18 protein-coding genes, 5 tRNA genes and 1 pseudogene are annotated in these 22,174 nt (G+C 33.6%); 20 read left to right on the top strand and 4 right to left on the bottom strand.

The window, feature by feature from the left end; genetic code table 11:
• The first annotated feature begins 1 nt into the window (after position 1).
• The 4 genes from PRVXT_RS13620 to PRVXT_RS13605 all read left to right on the top strand — a co-directional run bounded on the left by PRVXT_RS13620 (position 2) and on the right by PRVXT_RS13605 (position 6,049).
• Entirely contained in the window at positions 2–2,542 is a 2,541-nt protein-coding gene (locus PRVXT_RS13620) for an ABC transporter permease subunit (RefSeq protein WP_350343402.1), read from the top strand.
• Positions 2,543–3,160: 618 nt separating this feature from the next.
• A complete protein-coding gene (locus tag PRVXT_RS13615) occupies positions 3,161–3,589 on the top strand; it encodes a hypothetical protein (protein WP_350343401.1) in 429 nt (142 codons plus the stop codon).
• Positions 3,590–4,558: 969 nt separating this feature from the next.
• Positions 4,559–5,041, top strand: a complete 483-nt coding sequence (locus tag PRVXT_RS13610; protein WP_350343400.1) for a hypothetical protein — start codon at positions 4,559–4,561, stop codon at positions 5,039–5,041.
• Between the two features lie 399 nt (positions 5,042–5,440).
• Positions 5,441–6,049 carry a helix-turn-helix domain-containing protein gene (locus PRVXT_RS13605; protein WP_350343399.1) on the top strand — a complete coding sequence of 203 codons (609 nt, stop codon included), beginning with the start codon at positions 5,441–5,443 and terminating at the stop codon, positions 6,047–6,049.
• On the opposite strand, the gene istB is transcribed toward PRVXT_RS13605, so the two are convergent.
• A complete protein-coding gene (istB, locus tag PRVXT_RS13600) occupies positions 6,039–6,800 on the bottom strand; it encodes an IS21-like element helper ATPase IstB (protein WP_350342319.1) in 762 nt (253 codons plus the stop codon). The genes PRVXT_RS13605 and istB overlap by 11 nt on opposite strands.
• Complete coding sequence (istA, locus tag PRVXT_RS13595) at positions 6,766–8,355, bottom strand: IS21 family transposase (protein ID WP_350342320.1); 1,590 nt, start codon at positions 8,353–8,355, stop codon at positions 6,766–6,768. Before istA ends, istB begins: the two co-directional genes overlap by 35 nt.
• Before the next feature lie 147 nt (positions 8,356–8,502).
• Between istA and PRVXT_RS13590 the strand changes: the two genes are divergently transcribed.
• The gene (locus PRVXT_RS13590) at positions 8,503–8,853 is read left to right on the top strand and encodes a hypothetical protein (RefSeq protein ID WP_350343398.1); all 351 of its coding nucleotides are present in this window, start codon (positions 8,503–8,505) and stop codon (positions 8,851–8,853) included.
• On the opposite strand, the gene PRVXT_RS13585 is transcribed toward PRVXT_RS13590, so the two are convergent.
• Complete coding sequence (locus tag PRVXT_RS13585) at positions 8,854–8,994, bottom strand: hypothetical protein (protein WP_350343397.1); 141 nt, start codon at positions 8,992–8,994, stop codon at positions 8,854–8,856. It lies immediately after the preceding gene.
• A gap of 394 nt (positions 8,995–9,388) precedes the next feature.
• Here PRVXT_RS13585 and PRVXT_RS13580 point away from each other — a divergent pair, with 394 nt between their 5' ends.
• From PRVXT_RS13580 to PRVXT_RS13520, 13 genes and pseudogenes are all read left to right on the top strand, one after another.
• Entirely contained in the window at positions 9,389–10,009 is a 621-nt protein-coding gene (locus PRVXT_RS13580; RefSeq protein WP_350343396.1) for a hypothetical protein, read from the top strand.
• A complete protein-coding gene (locus PRVXT_RS13575; RefSeq protein WP_350343395.1) occupies positions 10,009–10,272 on the top strand; it encodes a hypothetical protein in 264 nt (87 codons plus the stop codon). The genes PRVXT_RS13580 and PRVXT_RS13575 overlap by 1 nt, the downstream gene beginning before the upstream one ends.
• Positions 10,273–10,289: 17 nt before the next feature.
• On the top strand, positions 10,290–10,745 hold the full coding sequence (locus PRVXT_RS13570) for a hypothetical protein (protein WP_350343394.1): 456 nt from the start codon (positions 10,290–10,292) through the stop codon (positions 10,743–10,745).
• A pseudogene (locus tag PRVXT_RS13565) lies at positions 10,733–11,373 on the top strand (ABC transporter ATP-binding protein). The gene PRVXT_RS13570 and the pseudogene PRVXT_RS13565 overlap by 13 nt, the downstream one beginning before the upstream one ends.
• 265 nt (positions 11,374–11,638) lie before the next feature.
• On the top strand, positions 11,639–12,595 hold the full coding sequence (locus PRVXT_RS13560; RefSeq protein ID WP_350343393.1) for an AAA family ATPase: 957 nt from the start codon (positions 11,639–11,641) through the stop codon (positions 12,593–12,595).
• A 4-nt stretch (positions 12,596–12,599) separates the two neighbouring features.
• Positions 12,600–13,754, top strand: a complete 1,155-nt coding sequence (locus tag PRVXT_RS13555; protein WP_350343392.1) for a DUF58 domain-containing protein — start codon at positions 12,600–12,602, stop codon at positions 13,752–13,754.
• Positions 13,744–15,135, top strand: coding sequence for a hypothetical protein (locus tag PRVXT_RS13550; RefSeq protein ID WP_350343391.1), 1,392 nt, complete (start codon positions 13,744–13,746; stop codon positions 15,133–15,135). The genes PRVXT_RS13555 and PRVXT_RS13550 overlap by 11 nt, the downstream gene beginning before the upstream one ends.
• A 508-nt stretch (positions 15,136–15,643) precedes the next feature.
• Positions 15,644–16,231: a YczE/YyaS/YitT family protein gene (locus PRVXT_RS13545; RefSeq protein ID WP_350343390.1), complete on the top strand. Its 588-nt coding sequence runs from the start codon at positions 15,644–15,646 to the stop codon at positions 16,229–16,231.
• 141 nt (positions 16,232–16,372) lie between these two features.
• Positions 16,373–16,449: transfer RNA gene (locus PRVXT_RS13540), tRNA-Pro, on the top strand.
• Position 16,450: 1 nt separating this feature from the next.
• Positions 16,451–16,526: transfer RNA gene (locus tag PRVXT_RS13535), tRNA-Asp, on the top strand.
• A gap of 10 nt (positions 16,527–16,536) precedes the next feature.
• Positions 16,537–16,612 (top strand) — tRNA-Thr (locus PRVXT_RS13530).
• A 6-nt stretch (positions 16,613–16,618) separates the two neighbouring features.
• A tRNA-Lys gene (locus tag PRVXT_RS13525) sits at positions 16,619–16,694 on the top strand.
• A gap of 3 nt (positions 16,695–16,697) precedes the next feature.
• A tRNA-Leu gene (locus PRVXT_RS13520) sits at positions 16,698–16,782 on the top strand.
• Positions 16,783–16,878: 96 nt separating this feature from the next.
• Here PRVXT_RS13520 and PRVXT_RS13515 read toward each other — a convergent pair.
• On the bottom strand, positions 16,879–20,043 hold the full coding sequence (locus PRVXT_RS13515; RefSeq protein ID WP_350343389.1) for an MMPL family transporter: 3,165 nt from the start codon (positions 20,041–20,043) through the stop codon (positions 16,879–16,881).
• 415 nt (positions 20,044–20,458) lie between these two features.
• Between PRVXT_RS13515 and PRVXT_RS13510 the strand changes: the two genes are divergently transcribed.
• Together PRVXT_RS13510 and PRVXT_RS13505 are read left to right on the top strand one after the other, a co-directional pair.
• The gene (locus PRVXT_RS13510) at positions 20,459–20,680 is read left to right on the top strand and encodes a YdbC family protein (protein ID WP_350343388.1); all 222 of its coding nucleotides are present in this window, start codon (positions 20,459–20,461) and stop codon (positions 20,678–20,680) included.
• Between the two features lie 36 nt (positions 20,681–20,716).
• On the top strand, positions 20,717–21,724 hold the full coding sequence (locus PRVXT_RS13505; RefSeq protein ID WP_350343387.1) for a TraB/GumN family protein: 1,008 nt from the start codon (positions 20,717–20,719) through the stop codon (positions 21,722–21,724).
• The last annotated feature ends 450 nt before the right edge of the window (positions 21,725–22,174 follow it).

Here is a 22,174-nt window from a genome sequence, read left to right as displayed (position 1 = left end):
TATGGGGTTATTAAAGTTTGAGCTTAAAAAGGTATTTAAACAAAAGAAGCTTTTGTGGCTTTTAGTTATAATTTCATTGATTTCTGTTGGCTTATATCAGTTCAATGTATCTCAGTACTCCAACATAAAGGAAGATGAAAGGGATAGAATTCAATTATATATGAGTGAAATAGGTGAGGTACAGGATAAATTAATAAATTTAAAAGAAGAAATAGGCCTTGATGAAAACCAAGATAACCAGTATAAACTAACTCAAGAGATGTTACTTTCTCTAACAAGATGGAATAGCCAACTTGAAAGCAGACAATTTAAAGAGGCCTTGGGCTACGAAAAGCAGTTTTTGCAACAACTAACACAGTTTGAAGAGCAAGGTGGTACACCTTTGAGCAGTTTGGAGGGTATACAAAAAGATATAGTTATCGAAAAAAATGCTTGGCTTATAGATAATCAGCTATATTATGAGGATGAAGTTTATCCTCAAACACCACATCTATTACTAACTGAAGCATCAGACTTTCTTTTAGGAATTTTAGGGTTGTTAATTTTAACGTTGTTTTTTGGAGGCACCATTACTGAGGAAAAAGAAGAAAACACTTGGGCTACTATAAAGACACAGCCTATCACTATCTGGAAAATAATTGTGGCAAAATTTATTAGTTTAGTGGTGGTTACTTTAATTTATATTTTAATGACATTGATAGTGGGGTTAATGATTCCATATCTATTGGGGGATGGCAAAATAAATATGAACTATCCTCAAGTGCTGATTGCTGATAAAGAATTTAGCATTATATCAACCATTGTATATTTGATAAAGTCTTCAATACTATTCTTAGGAGTAAGCTCCTTTGCGTTTAGCGTAGTGATGCTTATAACAAGATGGGGAAAAAATACATTTACAGTACTGATAGTTACAGTCTTTGTACTGTCAACGGGCTTATTTATTACAGAAATTTTGCCTGCGTCCCAATCTGTAATTAATCCTTTTGCTCATTTAAGGTTTTCTGAAATATTACAACAGCCACAATCAAATTTTTTGTATTATCCGTTAATTGCTTTTGGGTGGAGTATACTCTGTATTGCATTAAATGGGATTATACCTGAAAGTAATATCAATTTGCGTTATTTATCTCAGACGGAAAAGCCGTTTAATGATGGGAAAACAAAAAAAGAGGCTATGATGCTATTGAGTATAAAGCGATTTGAATGGAGAAAGTTAAAAAGAAAAACAATGCTACCAAAAATACTTACAATACTGCTGCTTTTTATCATGTTTTTTTACTCTTTAGTTGCCCAACAAAAAGAATATCGAGAATCTAGTTATATTGGAGGGTTAGAGGATAGCAGATATAATTTGCAGGAAAGCTTAAATGTTAATAAAGAAAGAATGGCTATGGATTTAGAGCGAGCAGAAGAAAACGAAGATGAAAATTATGATCTTATAAAGAAAAGTTGGTTAGAAATAATTGATAATGACAAACGACTTTTAGATAAACTAGAAGATACATTAGAAGGATATGAAAAAAATAATTGGCAGACATTATATAATTATCAGCTTTTACGAAATAAAAATTATCTTCAGACCTTGGAAAAAGGCGTGGGATATGATGGAAATAAGTTTACAGCTATAGCTAGTATAGAAGAGAAAAAATGGTTAATAGAAAATAAAGTTAAGCCAGTTTACAGTGGAGAATTTATACCTTCAACTATGTATTCACGTTGGGATAAAGAAGTATATGAACAGTTATTTGTTGAACAAAACACCAAAATAGACAACAGCGGACTGTTTTCCTTATACCTGTACTTTGAAAGATACATTTACTTTGTTCCGCTGGTTATATTCCTGTTTCTGCTAGGGGGAGGCTTAGCTGCTGAACAAGGTAAAAAGAACACCCTAAATTTCCTCAAAACCCAACCTATAGCTGAGAGCAAATTGTTTTTAGGAAAATTATTTAATGCCAAAGTGGTGGCAGTGCTAAGCTGTATATCTATATTTTTAGTAGTAGTATTAGTGGGAACAGTTTTTGAACGCTTTGGCGATTGGCAATATCCAATCTTAAACTACGATAGCATAGCGGAGGTAGAAGCTTCAGACTATGATGGGCATAAAGTGGATATAGAAGATTTTACTGTAGGATTTCACTTTATGAACTTAGGCAGATTTCTTATAGAAAGCATAGTGCTATTTAGTTTTGTAGCGATGTTTTTTATAACACTATCGATATTTATATCACTATTTTTAAAAAGAGAAATGAGCGTATTGGCAACCACAGCATTAATAGGAGTAACAGGATTTGCTCTAAGCCAAGGGCTAACAGAAATGGCCCATCTATCTCCCTTCACTTATCTAAACATACCCAAGATAATAAACGGAGAGATAGCCACAACACTAAACAACCCCAGCGTAAACCTACAAACAGGGATAGCAGTACTGCTAACGGTGACAGCAGGTTTAGTGCTAGCAGGATATTTTATCTCCGGCAGGAAAAATGCGGTGACCAATAAAAATCAAGCAACAGAAGAGTTAAATAGTAATTTATAACGATATAGTAGAACAAAAGCCCATTAACCATTTAAAAACAAGTTAGTGGGCTTTTTAAGAATAGCCAGCAAAATATATGTGATTATTGAGCGAATGTATAGGCTAGGAAAGCTAGGTTGCATTTTAAATTTAGAGTGGCTTGACATAAATAAATGAAAAAAATAGTGGAAGATAGTCAATGTTTTTGGGTTTGAAAAAAGTTGACAAGTTTTTCTAAAAGGGAAAATTGGACTATTTTCATTAACTCTCAGGAAAGAAAAACTTTCCTGAGAGTTAATGGACTTTTTGTAAAATTTAATATATTATTTAGTTAAATGAATCATTGCTATAGATACAGGCTTTACACAATACAAGAAAATGTTGGTTAAGTAAGCATAAGTAGTTAGTCTTTAATCTTTTTTATGAAATTATGATTATATGATAGCCATATTAAGTTTTATTTATATCAAAAACAAGCGACATAATATAAAAAAATATCCTAAAAATTCTTCATTGTACAAGTAATTTTCCCTACAAAACAGCATTTACATAGTTCTGGGACTGTAAATGATAATCTTCTTACCAGAGAGAAGAGTTGTTGTACTAGGGAGATAAAAAAATAAAGGGGAGATGATTTAAATGCTTAAGAAAAGATTGATGATGGTTACAGCATTGGTATTAGGGGGATTGCTTTTCTTTGCGGGAATGCCCGTGCATGCTGCAGAGGAGCCTCTGTATGTTGATGACTCTATTAAACATATTTCAAACGACGTCTATTTAGATGAACCAGATTCTATTAGTGGTGTAAAAATTACTGTTTTCCTTTCAGGCGTAGTAGTAGCTTATGTAATAGATGGTGTAATAATCCATACCACAGGACAAAGTGGAGGAGAATGGGTGGCAGATGCTTTTGATTTTATTACCCAATTCCCTACTCTTGATTCAATGCATTTAGAGGACCAAGACAATATATCCCACGGTTTTACTTCTCAAGGATGTAGAGTTACTCCCGATGGTCATTCTATGTGCCCATTCAGTTTAGAAAAAAAGGAATTAGCTTATGAATAAAAACCTAGTAATAATCTTTATTTTAGGGTTAATTGTGGGTTTTATTTTAAGTTTTATAATAAGAGTTTTATAAAGTACCCAAAATATAAAAGACCTGCCTTATTACCTTATTAGGATGACAATGGCGAATCCTTATTAGCCGGCTTTTAAACTGTGCGTGCGTTTTACAGTGGGCAATGTTTTAAAGGGTCTAATGCCTCATGGATTAGATTTAGCTACTAAAGTTACTCTTTTTGTCGAATACCCTAACTTAAAATGGGTTGAATTAATCACAGTGTAATTATATCATAAATCAAATAAGACATTAATAACTGTTCAGACGAATACAGAAGTAGGTTGTTGCCACCCAAAAGGGCAGGAATACTAGTAACTAAGACCCCACAGATTCAACTCAAGAATCTGTGGGGTTCTTTCATACAAGAATTGCTTTATATTTTCCTTATGCGTTCCCTTCTTCCATTAGCTTTCATAGTGGGAAATAATAGGACTCATACCACTATCATAACTGTAGTTATATGGTACAATATGGAATGATAGAATTTTATTTTTTGCTGAGTATGTTATCTGTAGTGAAGCAAGAAGCATCACAAACAGCTTTAGAGCTCAGGGAAAGAAAACTTTCTTGAGAGTTTATAGACAAAACTTAATCTTGCTCCTATATTGAAATTACATACTTAAAGAAAGGGTGGATATTTTAGTCGTCTTTTTTAGATTTATGGTAATAACGGGGGTAGTAAACTTAAAAGAGTATGCAATTAGAGTAAATAATTTGAGGTTGATAGAAAAAAGCCATCTTTAAAGAAATATCATACATGCAGGATAACTCTGTGCTGTACAACTATTTGACCGGTTACGATAATTTGTAATTTGTCGCAGATTAACTGGCTGTAAGCCCCACTTCAGTAAACGAATCATAAATTAATTTGGAAGGTGATTACATGAAAAAAAAATACACTTTTTGTAGTTTTATTGAGTTTTTTCCTTATTGCAGGTTGTATTGGTAAAGAAGAGGTTACTATAGCTCAGGATCCTCATATTGCACAGGATTATGAATATCTTAAAAAGGTTTCCGACTTAGTTTTGATTGGAGAAATAGAAGAAAAATTAGACTATGCAACGGTAAATGATTACAGAGGGCAGGTTTATCGAGTTAGAGTAAGTGATTATTTAGTAGTAGATAATGATAATAGAGAGTTTGTTGATATTATATTATTAAAAGAAAACAAGGCTGGCGATCGATTCGTAGATCATAAGCTACAAATAGAGGCAAATGTAGGTGAGAATGTAATTTTATTTTTGTCTGAGTTTGGAGATTATTATTCAGGCGCTGCTATGCCGTGGTATGGGATAGTTGATGATCAAGAAATAGTGGAAGTAAGAGTACCTGAAAAATTAGATTCCTTAGCTAAAGAGTTTGAAGGTGTAAGTGTTAAGGAGCTGCTCTTAGAGTAAGCACAAAAGTGATAGCATGGATAACAAAAGCCTTACCTACTAGCGTTACTGAAATGGTAAGGTCTTTATGCCGTTATATTTAGCATTTTGCCAAAACTAAAACTGTTAACTTTTTTACGCTTATATATACAAAAGATAATTGTGCAAGAGATGAGAGGGGAATTGGTAAAAAAATTAATAGTTTGTTAAAAAGCTTTAACAATCCTCATTATCAGCCGATTCTTCTAAAAAGGTCTATAACTATTTTTATTAGAGTTATAGACCTTTTTGTGCTTTCTATATGCTGTTTCCCTTTTAGCAGAGCCTTTAAGCAATATAACATATCCATACAAACTACCTAAATTATGGTATAATGTAGTAAATCAGAATTTTTAAGAAATTGCTAAGGAGGAGTGTAGAATGTTAACTATAGGGGAGTTAATCAAAAATGAAAGATTTAAACAGGAAGTTTCACAAGAGAAGCTTAGTGAAGGTATTTGTACGCCTAGCTATTTATCCCGAATAGAGTCGGGATCTTCCAATCCTAGCAATGAAGTAATTGAAAGACTTATGCAACGTTTGGGTAAAAATGTAAGCAGATATACTAACTATAAAACTCGTCTTGAGTTTGAAATAGATAACCTAAAGTATAGTGTTCGGCGATATTATGCAATTAAGGAATTTGATAAGCATAAAGAAGCTTTGGATAAATTAAAAAAAATGGCTCTCCCAAAAGAGCCAGCAATTAAACAATTCATTATGCTTCATCACTCTTTTATCCAAAGGATAAATGGGGCAAACGAATCACAGTTGCTACACAATTTTGAAAGAGCCTTAGCGTTGACTAAAAGTAATATTGATATCGAGAACCTACAAGATGAGCTGTTAACCCAAGATGAAGTTGTGTTAATCAACAACATTGCTATAAATATCAAAAGAAAGGGTGATATAGATAAATGTAACTGGCAAGTAGAATTGGAGAAATTTTGGCAATTAATTTTCCCTATCCTTTTTCCAGTTAAAACCTAGAATTTTCTTCAAAAAATGATTCTCTGTGTGCTAATCTATAACTTTTACCTGACATATTAAATAACTCACATCTATGAGTGATTCTATCTAAAACAGCTGTAGTTAAAGCTGGGTCACCCAATAGTTCAGTCCAGTCTTCTAGACCTTTATTTGAGGTAATAATAAGTGATGCTTGTTCATGAAGTGCCGTTATGAGTTGGAAAAACAGGTTAGACTCTTCCCTAGATATCGGCAAGTAACCTAGTTCATCGATGATTAGTAAGCTAGAGGACAAAACCTTATTTATTTTGCCTTTACTTTTTCTTGATATCTCTTGGGTTTTTAAACAGTGCATAAGGTCGTTCATAGTAACAAAGCTAACCTTGTACCCCATCTCAACAGCCCTGTAGCCTAGTGCTATTGCTAAGTGAGTTTTACCGACCCCAGGAGGGCCCAAAAAAATTAAATTATACATACGGTCTATCCATTCCAATTCCGATAAACTGTTAACTTGTCTTTGAGTTATGGACTTTTGAAAATCTAAATCAAAATCTTCTATAATTTTAAGTGTAGGAAAACCAGCGTTTTTTAGCCTTCTTGCCTGTGCTTTTTCTTCTTTTAGTTTCATTTCTTCCTGAAGTATGTTTAACAAAAATTGCTGATATGAAATGCTTTTTCCATCTGCATCTTGAACGACTTGAGAAGCGTTTGTATTTAAGTAGTCAAGCTTTAATTTTTTAGCATTTTCTTTGATTAGCTCCAATTTCTCCACTGTGACTGTCCCCTTTCAAAGAATTAGTATACTCTTCAATACTTCTTATTTCAGGCTTTAAATCCTGATACTTTGAAGGGGTAGAAATGTCTGCCTTAAAGTACTTTTTATTAAGTTGTCGTTTTTCTTCCTCCTTAAAGTATTGGATTGTATCCTTAAGCATGCCAGCGCTGTAGAGTTTTCTTTCAACGCAGTAATCAATAGCTTTTTGTACAAGTGACGGGTTTTCAGATGTCACTGTTTTAATTATTAGGTTAGATTGATCTTTAAAGTATCTAGATTTTTCAGCCCTAATGATATCAACAAACGTTATTGCCTTATCAGTTTCTCCTAAACTTTTTAAAACTTTCTCACGCATTTCGTCGCAACTGTACTTTCTTGATTTTTGCCTATCTGGGTGGTCTATTGTTACTAGCTGACCTTTTCCTTTAGCAATTTTATGTGTGATAATCAACTCATTAGTATCTTTATCAATTATTTCGATACAATCTTTTTTAACTGATAAATTAACTTCTTTACCTGGTGAATAAGTCCCTATGGGTACTTGATATCTGTTTTGTTTGTAAAATACTGTATTGTTTTTTCTTACTAGATAGGTTAAAATTTTAGTATCAGTTGATTCAGCAAAGAGGGTAGGTATTGGCATTAAGTGTTCCTTTTCCAGAGCAAACACTTCTGCCGGTACCTTCTTTGTTGTTTCATGGACTTTTTTATTGCCGGTTCTTTCTAGCCATTTTAGATTATCATCATTAAAGGATTCAATATCTACAAATTTTCTATGTTTAGCGAAGTTATTCTTGGCATACTTTACTACAGCTTCTACTTTGCCTTTGCTTTCAGGATCAGCCTTTCTGCAAAGGTACACTTTAAACTTAAGAGAGTTAAGATAATTTTGAAATCCTTCGGTATATAATATATCTCCATTGTTTTCAGAAACTACTAGTACTTTATCTTGATCATAAACTATCTCTTTGGGTCTGCCGCCAAAGTACTCAAAAGCTTTGTTGTGGGCTTTGATGAAACTTGATGTTGTAAATGGCTTGTCCGACCACCATACGAACTTGTATCTTGAATGGGATAAAACCATTCCAAAACAATATGCTTTTACTCTTTTATTATCATGTGTCTTAAGCCATATCTCTCCTAGATCAACTTGAGCTTGATACCCCATAGGAAGATTTTCTATTTCTTCATACTGCCTAACTGATGTCACTTTGGGCAAGTCATATTCTTTTCTAAGCTTGTTTACATAGAGCCTTAGAGTTCTTTCCTTAAAATCTAGCTCACCATGTTTTTCTAAAAGCCAATCATAAATCTGAGCGGCTGACATATCTCGGTATTCTTTAATCCATTCTAAAATTTGCTTTTTGTATTTATCCACCTTCTTTCTCCGTGATTGAGCTGTATTATGGAGCTCTGAAAACTCATCAAACTCCATATCCCAGTACTTTGATACGGTCTTGTAGTCAATCTCTAGTAGCCTTGCAACTTGGGATTTATTTAATCCCCTAGACCTATTTTCTTTAATTTTGGCAAACATATCCCACCTCTTCAATTCTCATACCTCCTCTGATAAATTAACTCTTTAATTTTATCAGAAGGGGTATTTTTTTAGTAGATAACTGGAAAAAATTCTCCGTTTCTATTTGCCAAAATCTCTCCATTTTAGTTTACCATTTACAATAAAGGGATAAAGATACTTATGGAGCTGAAAAAGTATCTAGATAATCCCAGAATCTATAACGAGGAAAAAATAAGAACTTACCCTTTGATATTATGCAACTTAAGTAAATGGCTTGCTAATGCTAAAAGATACCATGAATGTATTGCTATGTGCGATAGAGCTATTGATTACTGTATAGAAAATGATTCCCTAGAAATTCTGGCTGACGTAAATTTTAACAAAGGCTTTGCCTTAAATAAAATTGGAAACAAAGAAGATGCAATCCTGTATATTACTCAATCATATTATATAGCAAAAGCTTGTAAAAAAGAGGATATGTCACAGGTTATTAAGGATTTTTTACTAGATAATTACACTATAAAAGTATAATTATTTATCCTCTTTTTCTGGTAGAATTCCCTGTGGAGTTATTTGTTCATCTGCAAAACCAGCACTAAAAGTTGCAACAGAAGAAGAAACCGTCATTAACAAACATAATGTTAAAGCAATTATATTTTTGTTTAATTTCATAATTTCACCTCCCTGCAATTTTTCTATTATCATTATATTAATACTTATCTGAAAAAATGTCCATTAACTCACAGGAAAGTTTTACTTTCCTGTGAGTTAATGGACAAACATAAAAAAGGGGCATAAAATTAAAATGTTAGGTGTAAAAGTTTAAAATAGTAAGAAAGGTGGGGTATGTATGGAGAGAATTAGTCAAATAACAAAGCATAAATATTTTTATCATGTCATAATAGTGGTAGCGATTTTGATAGCGATGGGGTATGTGTAATATGCAAATGTATGGAAAAATGCTTTTTTAGAGCCTGCAGATCTCTCTTCAGAGCTAATAGAAAAGTCTAGACCTTATTATGGAAGCAGGTATCATATTTGGCATAGGAGCTTTAGGTATTATTCTATGATATTATTTTTTTTGTTGCCGGGGTTAGTTATGGGTGGTTATGCTGAGCGTTATTTTGATAAAACAGATGTACATATAATTTACAGAGAAGGATTTAGAAAATATTACCTAAGAAAGTTTTTTTCTATGATTGCGCAAGTGTTTTTTGTAGTAACGATACCTTTATTGATATATTGGGCAATTTTAAATATTTTTGCCACCGACAAGATTTTTATCGAAGGAACAATTAATCCTATTGGTGAATATATCATTCCTTCTATGCTTATTTTAAACGAAACAATGCGAGATTTAGCTATTAAAAATCCTGACCATTATGTGTGGGTAAGTATAGGAATTTTTTCCATAACTGCGACAAACTATGGAGTTTTTGCTTATTCGCTAGTTAACTTTTTTAAGTCAAGGATATTGCGCTTTATCGGGCCTGTTATTGCGGTTATTATACTTGATACAATTTTTATGTTTTTAAGAGCAGATCCCAATGCATCTTTTTTCTTTGATGCATTTAATCCTATTTTCCCTTTAACCTCTAAGGAAATAGTGGGTGCTAATATTGTTTTGCTGCTAATTTCAGCTTTATTATTGCTTACCCATTATTTAAAGAGAAAGGTAGATGGCTAATGAGGGATTTAAATAAATTTAAAATTAAAAATTTCTTTAAATCCAAAGCCTCCTTTGTTACTTTAGCTGGTGTAGCTATTTTAATGATTTTAGTTTATAGCCAGGTCTACAATAATGTTATAGGAATGAATGTATTAAGTTATTTTAGCGTTTCAGCGGAATCCCTTTTCCTGTTTGCTCCGTTAGGGTTGATAATAATTTATGCCCTTTATGATCATAGGATTCCATTGGATTGTACACAGGATTTGTCATTTTATTTTTAACTGTCTTTTTTAGATTTATGGAAATAACGGAGATAGTAGGTTTAAAAGAGTATACAATTAGAGTAAATAATTTGAAATTAATAGAAAAAAGTTTTTTGCAAGCTATTACGTTTTTGACTTTTTTTTATGTGCTAGTTCTTTATATGGCCAGTATTTTATTGACGTTACCGCTAAAAGAAGGACAGCTTGATACAAAAGCGCTGGTGTCAGGTGGGGTGTTATATTTTTTGTTTTTTTTGCTAGTTAATTTAGTTAATTATAAATTTAGTAAAAAAGATAAAAATATAGGATATTTATTTTTTGTAGTGTTACATATTAATAATGTTTTTGGGTTTATACCGTGGATTGCTATACCCTCAACGCTACTAAATGGGAGCCCTGGCGATGTTGTTGTAACTGTGGTTATCTATTCTGTGCTATGTATGTGTGCATATTGTAGTATAACTAATTTTAGGAAAGGGTGGTTAAGTTGATAGAAATTAAGGGGTTAAAAAAATCTTTTGGAGAAAAAATTTTATTTGAAGAGGTTAATCTTAGTTTGTCTAAAGGTAGTATATATGGATTTTTAGGAATAAACGGCATAGGTAAATCTGTTTTTTTAAGACTGTTAGCGGTTTATTAAAACCTACCGAAGGAAAGGTTATCTGTAATGGTAAGGAAGTTGGAAAAGAGATAGATCATTTAGAGGATTTAGGATATATGGATAATGATGCTGCTTTTATTAAGGAGCTAACGGGATTTGATAATCTTAAGTTATTGGCATCGATAAAAAAAATAGGACAAAAAGAAATAAAACATAGTATGATTCATCTGGGTTTGGACCCAGACTCAAAAGTTAAAGTGAAAAATTATTCTTTAGGAATGTACCAAAAGCTGGCTATTTCGCAAGCTGTTATGGAAGATCCGAGTATTTTAATTTTTGATGAACCCTTTAACGGCCTTGATAAAAAGTCCTGTAAAATTGTTAAAGACTTGATAATTGAGCAAAGAGAAAAAGGTAAAGTTGTGATGATAACAAGCCATATTCTTAATGATATAGAAGAAGTTGCTGATAAAGCATATGAGTTTGAAGGCAAGAGGATAATTCCTCTGGATTCCTAATTTTTCTGAGTAATAGACTTTCCTATTTTGCAGAAAATCCCTACAGTTAATAAATAGCTGTGGGGATTTTTTTGATAAAGATTGAAACTTTTTTTTGTTTTTTACGTCTATATATATAGTAGCAAAAAGAGGGGTAAACCAGTAAAATATTAAAACTTTTTTAAATAATCTTTATTATAGATTAGTTTGAGAGGAAGTATAATATTGTTCATAGAAATAACATAAATGGTAGAGTTTTTATAAATTTTAAAGGGGAGTTGTTAAAATGGAACATATTAAGGACAAATGTAAAGAGATTAAAACTAATATTTCTAAAGTTATCGTAGGTAAGGAAGAGGTTATTGATCAGTTACTTGTATCGATAATAACTTCGGGGCATGTACTGTTAGAAGATGTGCCTGGGTTAGGTAAAACCTTGCTTACCAAAGCATTTGCAAAGTCCATAGATTGTGATTTTAGTAGAATCCAGTTTACTCCAGATCTTTTGCCTTCCGATGTGACAGGTATTAATTTTTATAATCAACAGCAAAGTGAGTTTGAGTTTAAAAAAGGACCTATCTTTAATAATATAGTATTGGCAGACGAAATAAACAGAGCTACACCACGAACTCAGTCAAGTCTTTTAGAGTCTATGGAAGAGGTGCAAGTATCTGTAGATGGTAAAACTTATAGGTTGGACTCTCCTTTTATGATAATAGCTACCGAAAATCCGGTAGAGCAACAAGGAACTTTTCCTCTTCCAGAAGCTCAGATGGATAGATTTTTTATGAAAATCTCTATGGGATACCCTGATTTTGATGAAGAGATGGAAATTTTAAATCGTTTTAGAAAAGAGAATCCCATTGAGCAACTGACTCCTGTTGTCGAAAAAAGTGATATTTTAAAGATGCAAGAAAAATATACCGGTGTATTTATAAGTGAGGATATAAAAAAGTACATTGTAAAAATTGTTCAGCATACTAGAAAACATAAGCTGATTTCTTTAGGAGTTAGTCCAAGAGGTTCGCTGGCGCTATTTAAAGCTGTTCAAGCTTATGCTGTGATAAACGGAAGGGACTATGTGTTGCCCGATGATGTGCAAAAAATGGCTATGCCTATTTTAGGTCATAGAGTTGTAACGGCGGGATTAAATAAATTAAAGGGAGAAGACAGCATAAGCGTAATGCAAAATGTAGTTCAAGAGATACAAGCTCCTGTGGAAAAGCAAGTTGTGAGCGGGTGATTATATGTGGAAGCTAATTTTAATTATTTTAGGATTATATTATGTATATTATAAGTGTGTGGCAAAGTGGGAAAACATTGCTTTTAAAAAGTTTGATATTAAGCGAAAAAGCTCGGAGGTAAAGATTTTTCCCAATGAAGTTACAGATTATAATTTAATGATAGTGAACAATAAAATATTTCCCCTTTTGTGGATTACATTAAGATATGAGCTTCCTCGTGGATTTACTATTATAGGCGAAGAAGAAAGTTTTCAATATAAACACGGTGAGGTTTCGGTTCATAGGACATTGCTTTCCTTACTCTTTTTCCAAAAAGTTAGTCAGAAGTATAAGATATTTTTTAAAGAAAGGGGATATTACAGCCTTAACAAAATTACCGCAGAGACTAGCGACTACTTTGGTTTTAAAAAAATATCTAAAGATATAGATTGTCCTATGATTTTTGTTGTTTATCCTAATATTTACCCTTTAGAAGATTTAATAATAAAGGATAGCTCTTATTTAGGAGAAAACCTAGTGAAGCGTTGGATAATGGATGACCCCACTTTTTTTAGTGGAGTACGAGAATACACATTTAATGAGCCTATAAAACAAATTCATTGGAAAGCTACTGCAAAAACCGGTGATATGCAGGTTAAAGTTAATGATTATACTGCTGATATGTCTACCTTATATGTGCTGGACTTAGGGTATGACAGGTTAACTAACAATACAGATAGAAGCCCTTTGGCAGAACGGCTGATAGAGGTTGTTGCTGCTTATATGCATCTTTCAGAGGAAAATCAGTATCAGTATGGATTCGCTACTAATTATCTGGTTTATGGAAATGACATCAAAAGTACTTTTATTACTCCTAACCGAGGTAATTCCCATCTATTAAACTGCGCTGAGATTTTATCTAGGCTAAGGGAATACGCTAATATAGGGATAGATAATTTGTTATATCAGGTGTCTAGCAAGGTCTCTCTCTCTACTGTTATTTCAATATCAACACATAGCATAGATGATAATTTGTTTGTAGCGCTTAAAAATTTAAAGCTGAAGGGCTTTGAGATAGAAATAAATACCTTTGAAGAGGAAATTGAAAATAGACCCAATATAAGTTGCTTAGGTAAAGTTAACTTAGTTAAAAGGGGTGATTTAGATAATGGGAGATAAATTGCTTTATGTTAGCAGAGTATTTTTTCATACCATTAATGAGGTTATTTTTATTTTACCTATTTATGGGTTGCTTCTTAGTGGAAGTGCCAATGTATCCCTGTTTTTGCTGTTAAGTGGTTTAAATACAGCTTTATTATTAGGAGTTTTAACAATGCTTGAAAATAGGCTGGATAAAGAAGAATTTAAAAATAGTGTGTTTGCTATCGCCGCAATAGCTACTGGTATGTTTTCATATATTTTGAACGATGGAGGTTTTGAAGTCCTTTTACTTAGCTTTATATTTTTGTTGATACCGACAATTATTTTATTTAAAAGTTACAATCAACCTCAAACTAGTTTAGAAATAAAGGTAATAGGTGGGAGATTTTTTATAAGAGCTGGAATCTATTTATTTTTTATTTTAAATGCATTTACTTTTCTAAGAGTTGAGTTGTCGGAAACAATTAATTTAAGTTTTAGATGTTTTATTGTCTATGTAATTTTAACTTTGCTGCTAAACATACAAAATCAAATTCATGAGTTATATGTTTATAATTCCTATGATGAAAATCTAAGGGATGATCCTTTAATTGGAAAGTATATAGGAAGAAATAATCTACTTACAAGCAATAATTTAAGTTTGGGGCAAGTGCTGCTTACTAGTGTGATAGCTCCTTTAACTATTATTGCATTAGCTTATTTGTTTGTTTTTAAGGGTATAAATTCGCTCTATCATGCTTCTTCAAATCTATTTGATACTCTTAATTATTACATATCATATTTTATAGCTAACGTTCTATTGAGGCCAATTTTTGCTTTGATGAGCTATTTAAATAGAAATCCTGTACCTCTAAAAACGGAAGGGGAAGAAGAAGCGGAATCTACTGCAGAAATGCTTACCAGAGAGGGAGAGGTTATTGAACCTTCTCAAGGGAGTTTTTTAGAATATGTAGTGATAATTATTTCAATAGCAGTAGCAGCTGGGTTGTTATATCTGCTGTTTAAATTTGTTAAAAAAACAATTTTCCCTAGTAAAAAGTCGTCAGATAGCTATGAAGAAGAGAGAGAACAAATCCCTGTTTTTAGCGAACTTATAAAAAAGATAAAAAGCAAATTGGATGAAAAACAAAGGCAAAGAGACTATTTTAAAAAGTTACATCCTATTCGAAGAAAATATAGAGAGTTAATTATTTTTTTGGATAAAAAATACAACTGTATTAAGAATTCTGATACACCCAATACTATACTGGATAAAAGCTCAATGCGGAATAAAGATGTTTATAAAGATTTAAGCACCATAACCAATATGTACAACACTCTAAGATATGGAGAAAAAAGTTCTATTAATGAGGAAGAGTTTAAAAGGCTTTGTGATGGAGTAAAAGAACAGGTTAAATAAGGAAATCCTAGATCTTACTTCAACAAGAGGAAAAACTAATGTTTTTAGGACGATAGCAAGTAGCTATTCTGAACCTAAGGCGAAGAATCTTGGTTGTGCGTTCAGCATGTGCGGTGAAAGTCCGCTGTGAGCCTGGTAGTGGGAACAACTAGCGGAAGGCAGCGTGAGCTGCATCTGAAGGAAGCCTTAGCCAAAATCCTGGTCTGAGGAATACAAATCAAATCACATACAAGGCTTGCCTAGGACCGATGAGTTTGCAACCTCAATAGAAAGTCTAGCACTACCGGAATTCTAGGCAGTAAATGTGGCAGATAATTGGGATGAAAGTTTCGTTATATTAAAATAAGAGCTTGGTTAAAATGAGAATTGGTCACTTCTTGGCCGAGTAATCCATTGAGGCTATTTTATTAAGAAGTTCGACCTTAATGGATATACTGACTTCTATCCAACTGCAGTAGAATAAGGTATAATAAAAATACAGAAATAAAAATATAAAGGATATGAGAAGATGCTAAAAAATTTTAATAAACAAACCTTGCCTAAGATGCCTAAACTATTTTTTGGGTATTTTCTTTGTGCATTAGGGATTTCTATGATGTACCAAGCTCGCAGTTTAGGTCTCGGACCATGGGATGTGCTGCATACTGGGGTTATGAATCATACACCTCTCTCATTTGGGCAAACTTCACAATTGACAGGTTTTGTCTTAATCTTATTAAGCTTTTTTTTAGGAATTTATCCTGGAATTGGCACAGTATTTAATATGGTTTTTGTTGGTATATTTATAGATGTTATAAATAATAGTTCTGTATTGTTTTCCCCGCAAACATTTGTAGGTAAGCTAATCATGTTAGAAATGGGCGTTTGGGTGCTCAGTATAGGGATATATTTTTATCTAAAGTCGGGTTTAGGAGCGGGGCCTAGAGATGGTTTGATGTTAGGGCTAGTTAAAAAGCTTAAGCTACCTATATCACTAATAAAGACATCAAACGAAGTTACAGCAGTTTTAATAGGAGCAATTTTAGGAGGTAGTGTGGGAGTTGGGACTATTAATTGTAGCTTTGACACAGGGATATGCAATTCAAACGGTTTTTAAGCTTGGTAAATATGATACTGATAAGGTAGTTCATCGGTCGTTGAAAGATGATTTTAACTTGCTGAGAAATAAACAAAGCTCAAATTTCTCAAAATAACCATTGACTATACGGGATATATATTATATACTATAATTCGTTGTCGGGGCGTAGCGCAGTTTGGTAGCGCATCTGGTTTGGGACCAGAGGGTCGGGGGTTCAAATCCCTCCGCCCCGACCATGGAGCTGTGGTGTAGTGGTTAACATGCCTGCCTGTCACGCAGGAGATCGCGGGTTCGACTCCCGTCAGCTCCGCCATTTTAAATATGCCGACGTAGCTCAATTGGCAGAGCAGCTCACTTGTAATGAGCAGGTTGCGGGTTCGAGTCCCATCGTCGGCTCCATTATACGAGCCATTAGCTCAGTCGGTAGAGCACCTGACTTTTAATCAGGGTGTCCCGTGTTCGAATCGCGGATGGCTCACCAATTGCGAGAGTGGTGGAACTGGCAGACACGCTAGACTTAGGATCTAGTGCCGTTAGGCGTGGGGGTTCGACTCCCCCCTCTCGCACCATTATTAGGAGATTTAACACCACATATGTGGTGTTTTTTATTTGCTGTCACAATTAAGCGTGGCATCCTTTTTGTGGATGCCACGCTTAAGAGATTTTTATTGTTTTTTATTATAATGATATCTAAACCTTCTTTTTCTATTCTTCTTTTTTAATTTAATTTCTGTTTTTTTAAAATCTGACTTTTTCTCAGGAACATTAAGAATTTTTGCTCCTTGCATTTCTTCGATTTTTAGCTGGCTAGGATCAGCTTTTAGGGTTAACCCACCAGCTTTTTCTACGAGTTCATTTAATGGAATATCATCCTTTATATTATATTCCCCAGGATTATAAACAGCACCTTCGATAAATATGCTGATGTTACTATTGTCTGTATCTTTGCTATTTACAGTTAGTGTTCCAGTTTTGCTATTCCATGATATAACATTAAAAGGCCACCAATTATAACCTTTAAGATAGAGCGATACAGCAGGAATAAATATGGGAAGTAGAATTAATACATAAAAGGTCAGCCCTACAATAACCCATGTTCCAATTTGTAAAAGTGATAAAACTCCTGATAGCATCATAGCAGCGAAGCTTGAACCTAATATAATAGCTGCAGAAAAAACAGCTCCACCAACTTTTTTCATGGCTGTAATCATTGCACTTTTTATAGAGTGGATACTATAATCATTATATTGTTTCATTTCTTCATTGAAACGAGCCATTAAGAATATTGAATAATCAACTCCCATAGACATTAACATCACAAATGCAAAGAAAGGAACAGACCACATAATGCCAGGGTAACCTAAAAAATCTATAAAAATAAACTCTACTATGGATTGGGAGGCTATATAGGCAATCCCTAACGAAATCATTACATAAATCGGCATTATAAAGGATTTAAAAAGTATAGAAAGTACAATGAATATTCCTGATAACATATATACAGAGGTTCTATAAAAATCATCTCTGGAGACTCTTTTCAAGTCCCTGTTTTGGCTAGGTAATCCATCAACGGCATATCGGACATCTTCGTAAGGAGTATTTTTTAAAGTAAATGTAGTAACTTCTTCAATCTCATTTACAATTTCCATGGCTCTGCTGCCATAGGGGTTTGTATCGCTTACTACTTGTAAAAAAGCAACGTTGTTGTTTGGGGTGCCGTAGTTATCCCATGCCTCTTGAAATTGTTCTTGATAGATTTCATCGGGAATAAAGAATCCATCTAAAACATTCTGGTTTTGGTTTGAGAGTTCAAACAAAAGGCTTTGCATTTCTTCCATGCCATCTGCTAACTCTGCAACACCATCTTCTATTTCCCTAGCAGCTGTTAAAAACTCTTCTAACCCAGCTATTAACTCTTCATATTGGTTAAGCAAAATTGTTTGCCCTTGATGAATTTCATCTAAACCGTGGCTTAACTCTAAAGAGCCAGCTTCTAATTGGTCTAAACCTTGCGATACTTCAACTAAACTGTAAGTTAACATTTCTATGTCATTAAGTACTTCTTCAAAAAGAGTTAACAATGGTGTGAATACCAAACTATTATTGTCGGTTAGCTGTAAAAGTTCATCATGAATATTGTTAACTATCTGGTAGTATGTTTGCAAATCGTTATATGTGGAAGAAACTTGCCATTTTATTTCTTCCACACCTTGGTTTGTTTCGCTGATACCTTCATGTAAATTTATAGCTCCTTGCCGAGAACTTTCAGTTCCATCAATTAGCTCTATTAAATCACCTTTGCCGTGTTGTAAATCAGTTATAGTTTTATCTAATTCAGTGGACATTTGTTTTAGAGCATTTTGGATTTCCTCTACACCTTCTAAAACCTCATCAAGCTCATCGGATGCTTTTTTAGCGTGTGAAGAGATTCTTAGTTCTTCGATTTTTATTCCTTCTGGCCTAGTTACTGTTCTAACTTCTTCAACATCCTCTATTTTTAAGAGATTATCAGCTAACTTTTCCATATAAGAGGCTCGTTGTGAATGATCCCACGAAGGATCTTTTGCCTCTATTGTAACTGTATGATAAAAAAAGTCACCTTCACCGTAGCTTTCTTCAATTTTTCTAAAGGCTTTTACTGAACCGTAATCATCATCAATTTCATCTAAAGAATGGAAAGAACGCTGATTGTCGAATGTTAAAAGTAAAGGGATTATTATAACAAGTAGAAGAAGGAAGGCTAAAGCAGGTTTAGAGGTGGAGAACTGACCTAAACTTCCCCAAAGCTTATTATTTTTTGAGTTTTTATCAATTTTTGTAGGCCAAAAAATCATTTTACCAAATAGATTCATGATAAAAGGAACCCAAACCCAGATAGCAATAATTAGCACTATTACAGCTACAGCAACCCCGACACCTGACTGGTAAAGGTTGAAATTGGCAAGTCCGATAGCTAAAAAACCAACAAAACCAGTTAAAGCACTGGAAAGTACAGCTCCTTGTGTAAACCTAAATGTACGTTTAACTGTATCGTAATTATCTTTACCTACAGCTAGTTCTTCTTGGTAGCGTTTCATCAATAAAATTACATAATCTGTGCCTATGGCAAAGGTGACGGTGAGAACAAATACTTGCGAAAAATTTGAGACTGGAAAATTAAAATAATCTATTAACAGCGCAACAATAGATATGCTTAAATAATAAGAAGAACCTAATGTTATTAAGGGTACCAGTGGAGCAATTGGCGAACGGAAAACAGCTAGCAGTACAATGTATACTAAAGCTACTGTCAAGTATTCTATCGCTCCTAACCTTTCCTCAGTGGTGCTTAAAACATCGTCTTCAATGATAGAGGCTCCAGTTATGTAATGCTCTAATCCATCTACAGTTGTCTTTTTTTGCAACTCATCACGTATAAAGGATATTTCAGCGGTAGTCATATCCAATTCCAGCACAGCTATTAAATGGGTTTTAGTATCGTCTACCAAAAGATTTCTTTGATGCTCACCATCAAAGGGAGTTATTATGTTATGGATTTTTATGTCACCAGGGTCTTTTTGGAGATTATTTAGAGTTTCCTTGATTTTATCCTCATGGTTGATGATGGTTTTTTCGTTATCTTCGTAAAGTATCAGAATTTCTTCTCCAGAAAAGCCTTCATCTTGTTCAACTAGATCTTTTGCAAACTCTGTTGGAAAGCCTTCCGGTACCTCTAATTGTCCGTGCTTTCTAACAAGGATGTCTATGTCAGGGGAAAGGTAGCCTAAAAAAATAGATGCAATTATCCAAATAGCTAATAAGCCGTAAAGTCTTATGATGTCTTTGTTCACTGATTAAACCTCCCCTTGTTATTAAAAGCGACAAACCGCTAAGTACTAAATTAGCAGCAAATAAGCTATCGTATAATTGTTTTTATTCTATAGTCAGCAGGTATATTCCTGTTTAAACCATCAATTTCTCAACTTGGGAATTTTTTATGTTTGTTAATGTTAGTAAGCTTAAGAAGGAAAATAGAGTTAAATATAGAATGTCTGAGATAGAGTTTTTTTAAATTTATAGGTAACTGTAAATTTAAAAAAACTCTATCCCCTATAAAAGAAAACCAAGATCTTTCGCTTTCGTTGAGAATGACATTTAGGTAGTTTTGGGGATTCTTTGAAATCATTTATAGAACCCCTGTTATGTCAGGTGATAAATAATTTGCCGATGGTCTTGGCATAGTTCAAGTAAAGGAGGGATGAAGGAGTGTCAAATTTTAAGTATGATATAGTTGAGCAAATTGGACAGCTTTCTCAATCACCTAAAGGGTGGACAAAGGAATTAAATTTAGTAAGTTGGAATGGTAGGGATCCAAAATATGACTTGCGGGACTGGGGGCCAGAGCATGAAAAAATGGGAAAGGGTATTACGTTGACTAAAGACGAACTTATAAAACTTCGGGATATTTTAAATAGTATGGACTTCTAGATTATTTTTGGTATTATTGGAAATCAACTGAATAAAATGTTAACGTTGGAAATAGCACTCTTTGTCTTAGGTAGCTTGAACATCATATCAAAGATGGTTGTTTCCAAAGGTAAAGAAGAGGAAAATGTTAGGACTAGGGAGGAAAATATGAGAAAAAATTTTTTAAGTGTTTTAGTTATGTGTGTGTTGGTTTTGGTCTTGACAGCATGTGGAGATGATGGATCAAAAGGAATTTTTTATGAAGTTGAAGGAGGAGAAAATCAAGTATATTTATTTGGTTCAGTACATATGGGGAATCAAGCAATGTATCCATTAGATAGCAACGTTGAAGATGCTTTTGACCAATCTGATGTTTTAGCTATGGAACTAGATATGGTAAATGTTTCTGAGTTTGAACTTGCATCAAAAATAAATGAGCTAGCGGTTTTTAATGATGGAAGGTCGATGACAGATATTGTACCTAAGGACACTTTCTTAAGATTACATGAGGTAGTGGCTCCTTTTGGGATAACTCAAGAAGTGTTAAATCAATTTCAACCGTGGTATGGCACTATGCTGTTATCAGAAGTTATAGCACAGCAATCTAATGTTTCGGTAGAATATGGTGTGGAAACCTATTTTATGGAACAAGCAGAGGATATGGAAGTGATCGGACTCGAAACTGTAGAGAGCCAACTATCGCCGTTTAACTTGCTTTCTGATGAATCACAAGCGATTTATTTGGAAAAATCTTTAGATGAGTTGGATGAATCGGAAGATGAGCTGGATGAGTTAATTAGATATTGGAAAGAAGGGGATGTAGAGGCATTTGCTCAAATAAGACATGAGATGATGTCAGATTATTTTACTGATTCACACAAAGAGTATCAAACTGCCTTTTTAGATGGTAGGGATGAAAAAATGGCTGGTGAAATCGCAGATTTATTGGAAAGTGAAAGTGGAAATACTTATTTTGTTGTGGTGGGCTCCTTACATTTAGCCGGGGAAAATAGTATTGTAGAGCAGCTTATAGAGAAAGGATATACAGTGGAAATAGCCAATTAGCAATAAAAAACCGAGAGAAAATAAATCTCTCGGTTTTTTGCATAAAATTTTGCAAATATAGTACAGAATTTGGGATGGGTTTTTTCAGCATAAATAGGAGCCACGCAGAGGGGAATTCATTCTAAAAAAAGTCGTTGTGATGTAATAAGTAAAAGCTGGTGGAATAGAAAAAGGTGATGATGAATTTAAGATAGGTAATGAAAAAATAAACATATATAAAAACCATGTAGAGGGGAATTCATTCCCCGCAAGAAGTTATTGTGCTGTACGTACTGAGTAAGATGCCAAAACAGTGTTCATATCCGCAGGCAATGAATTACCTGCTACGGTTGGTGGAGCGCAGCTTATCCCAATTATAACAACTAAGCCTATGTTTCAAATGTAGAGGGGAATTCATTCCCCGCAAGAAGTTATTGTGCTATACGTACTGAGTAAGATGCCAAAACAGTT

The sequence above is a fragment of the Proteinivorax tanatarense genome, assembly GCF_040267685.1.
Lineage (GTDB): Bacteria > Bacillota > Proteinivoracia > Proteinivoracales > Proteinivoracaceae > Proteinivorax > Proteinivorax tanatarense.
This window is presented reverse-complemented; position numbering and strand designations above follow the sequence as displayed.

Bases quoted from the DNA above. Each gene is read 5' to 3' on its own strand.
- PRVXT_RS13620 (WP_350343402.1), top strand. From the start codon at position 2: ATGGGGTTATTAAAGTTTGAGCTTAAAAAGGTATTTAAACAAAAGAAG.
- PRVXT_RS13615 (WP_350343401.1), top strand. From the start codon at position 3,161: ATGCTTAAGAAAAGATTGATGATGGTTACAGCATTGGTATTAGGGGGA.
- PRVXT_RS13605 (WP_350343399.1), top strand. From the start codon at position 5,441: ATGTTAACTATAGGGGAGTTAATCAAAAATGAAAGATTTAAACAGGAA.
- PRVXT_RS13590 (WP_350343398.1), top strand. From the start codon at position 8,503: ATGGAGCTGAAAAAGTATCTAGATAATCCCAGAATCTATAACGAGGAA.
- PRVXT_RS13585 (WP_350343397.1), bottom strand. From the start codon at position 8,994: ATGAAATTAAACAAAAATATAATTGCTTTAACATTATGTTTGTTAATG.
- PRVXT_RS13580 (WP_350343396.1), top strand. From the start codon at position 9,389: ATGATATTATTTTTTTTGTTGCCGGGGTTAGTTATGGGTGGTTATGCT.
- PRVXT_RS13575 (WP_350343395.1), top strand. From the start codon at position 10,009: ATGAGGGATTTAAATAAATTTAAAATTAAAAATTTCTTTAAATCCAAA.
- PRVXT_RS13570 (WP_350343394.1), top strand. From the start codon at position 10,290: ATGGAAATAACGGAGATAGTAGGTTTAAAAGAGTATACAATTAGAGTA.
- PRVXT_RS13560 (WP_350343393.1), top strand. From the start codon at position 11,639: ATGGAACATATTAAGGACAAATGTAAAGAGATTAAAACTAATATTTCT.
- PRVXT_RS13555 (WP_350343392.1), top strand. From the start codon at position 12,600: ATGTGGAAGCTAATTTTAATTATTTTAGGATTATATTATGTATATTAT.
- PRVXT_RS13550 (WP_350343391.1), top strand. From the start codon at position 13,744: ATGGGAGATAAATTGCTTTATGTTAGCAGAGTATTTTTTCATACCATT.
- PRVXT_RS13545 (WP_350343390.1), top strand. From the start codon at position 15,644: ATGCTAAAAAATTTTAATAAACAAACCTTGCCTAAGATGCCTAAACTA.
- PRVXT_RS13505 (WP_350343387.1), top strand. From the start codon at position 20,717: ATGTTAACGTTGGAAATAGCACTCTTTGTCTTAGGTAGCTTGAACATC.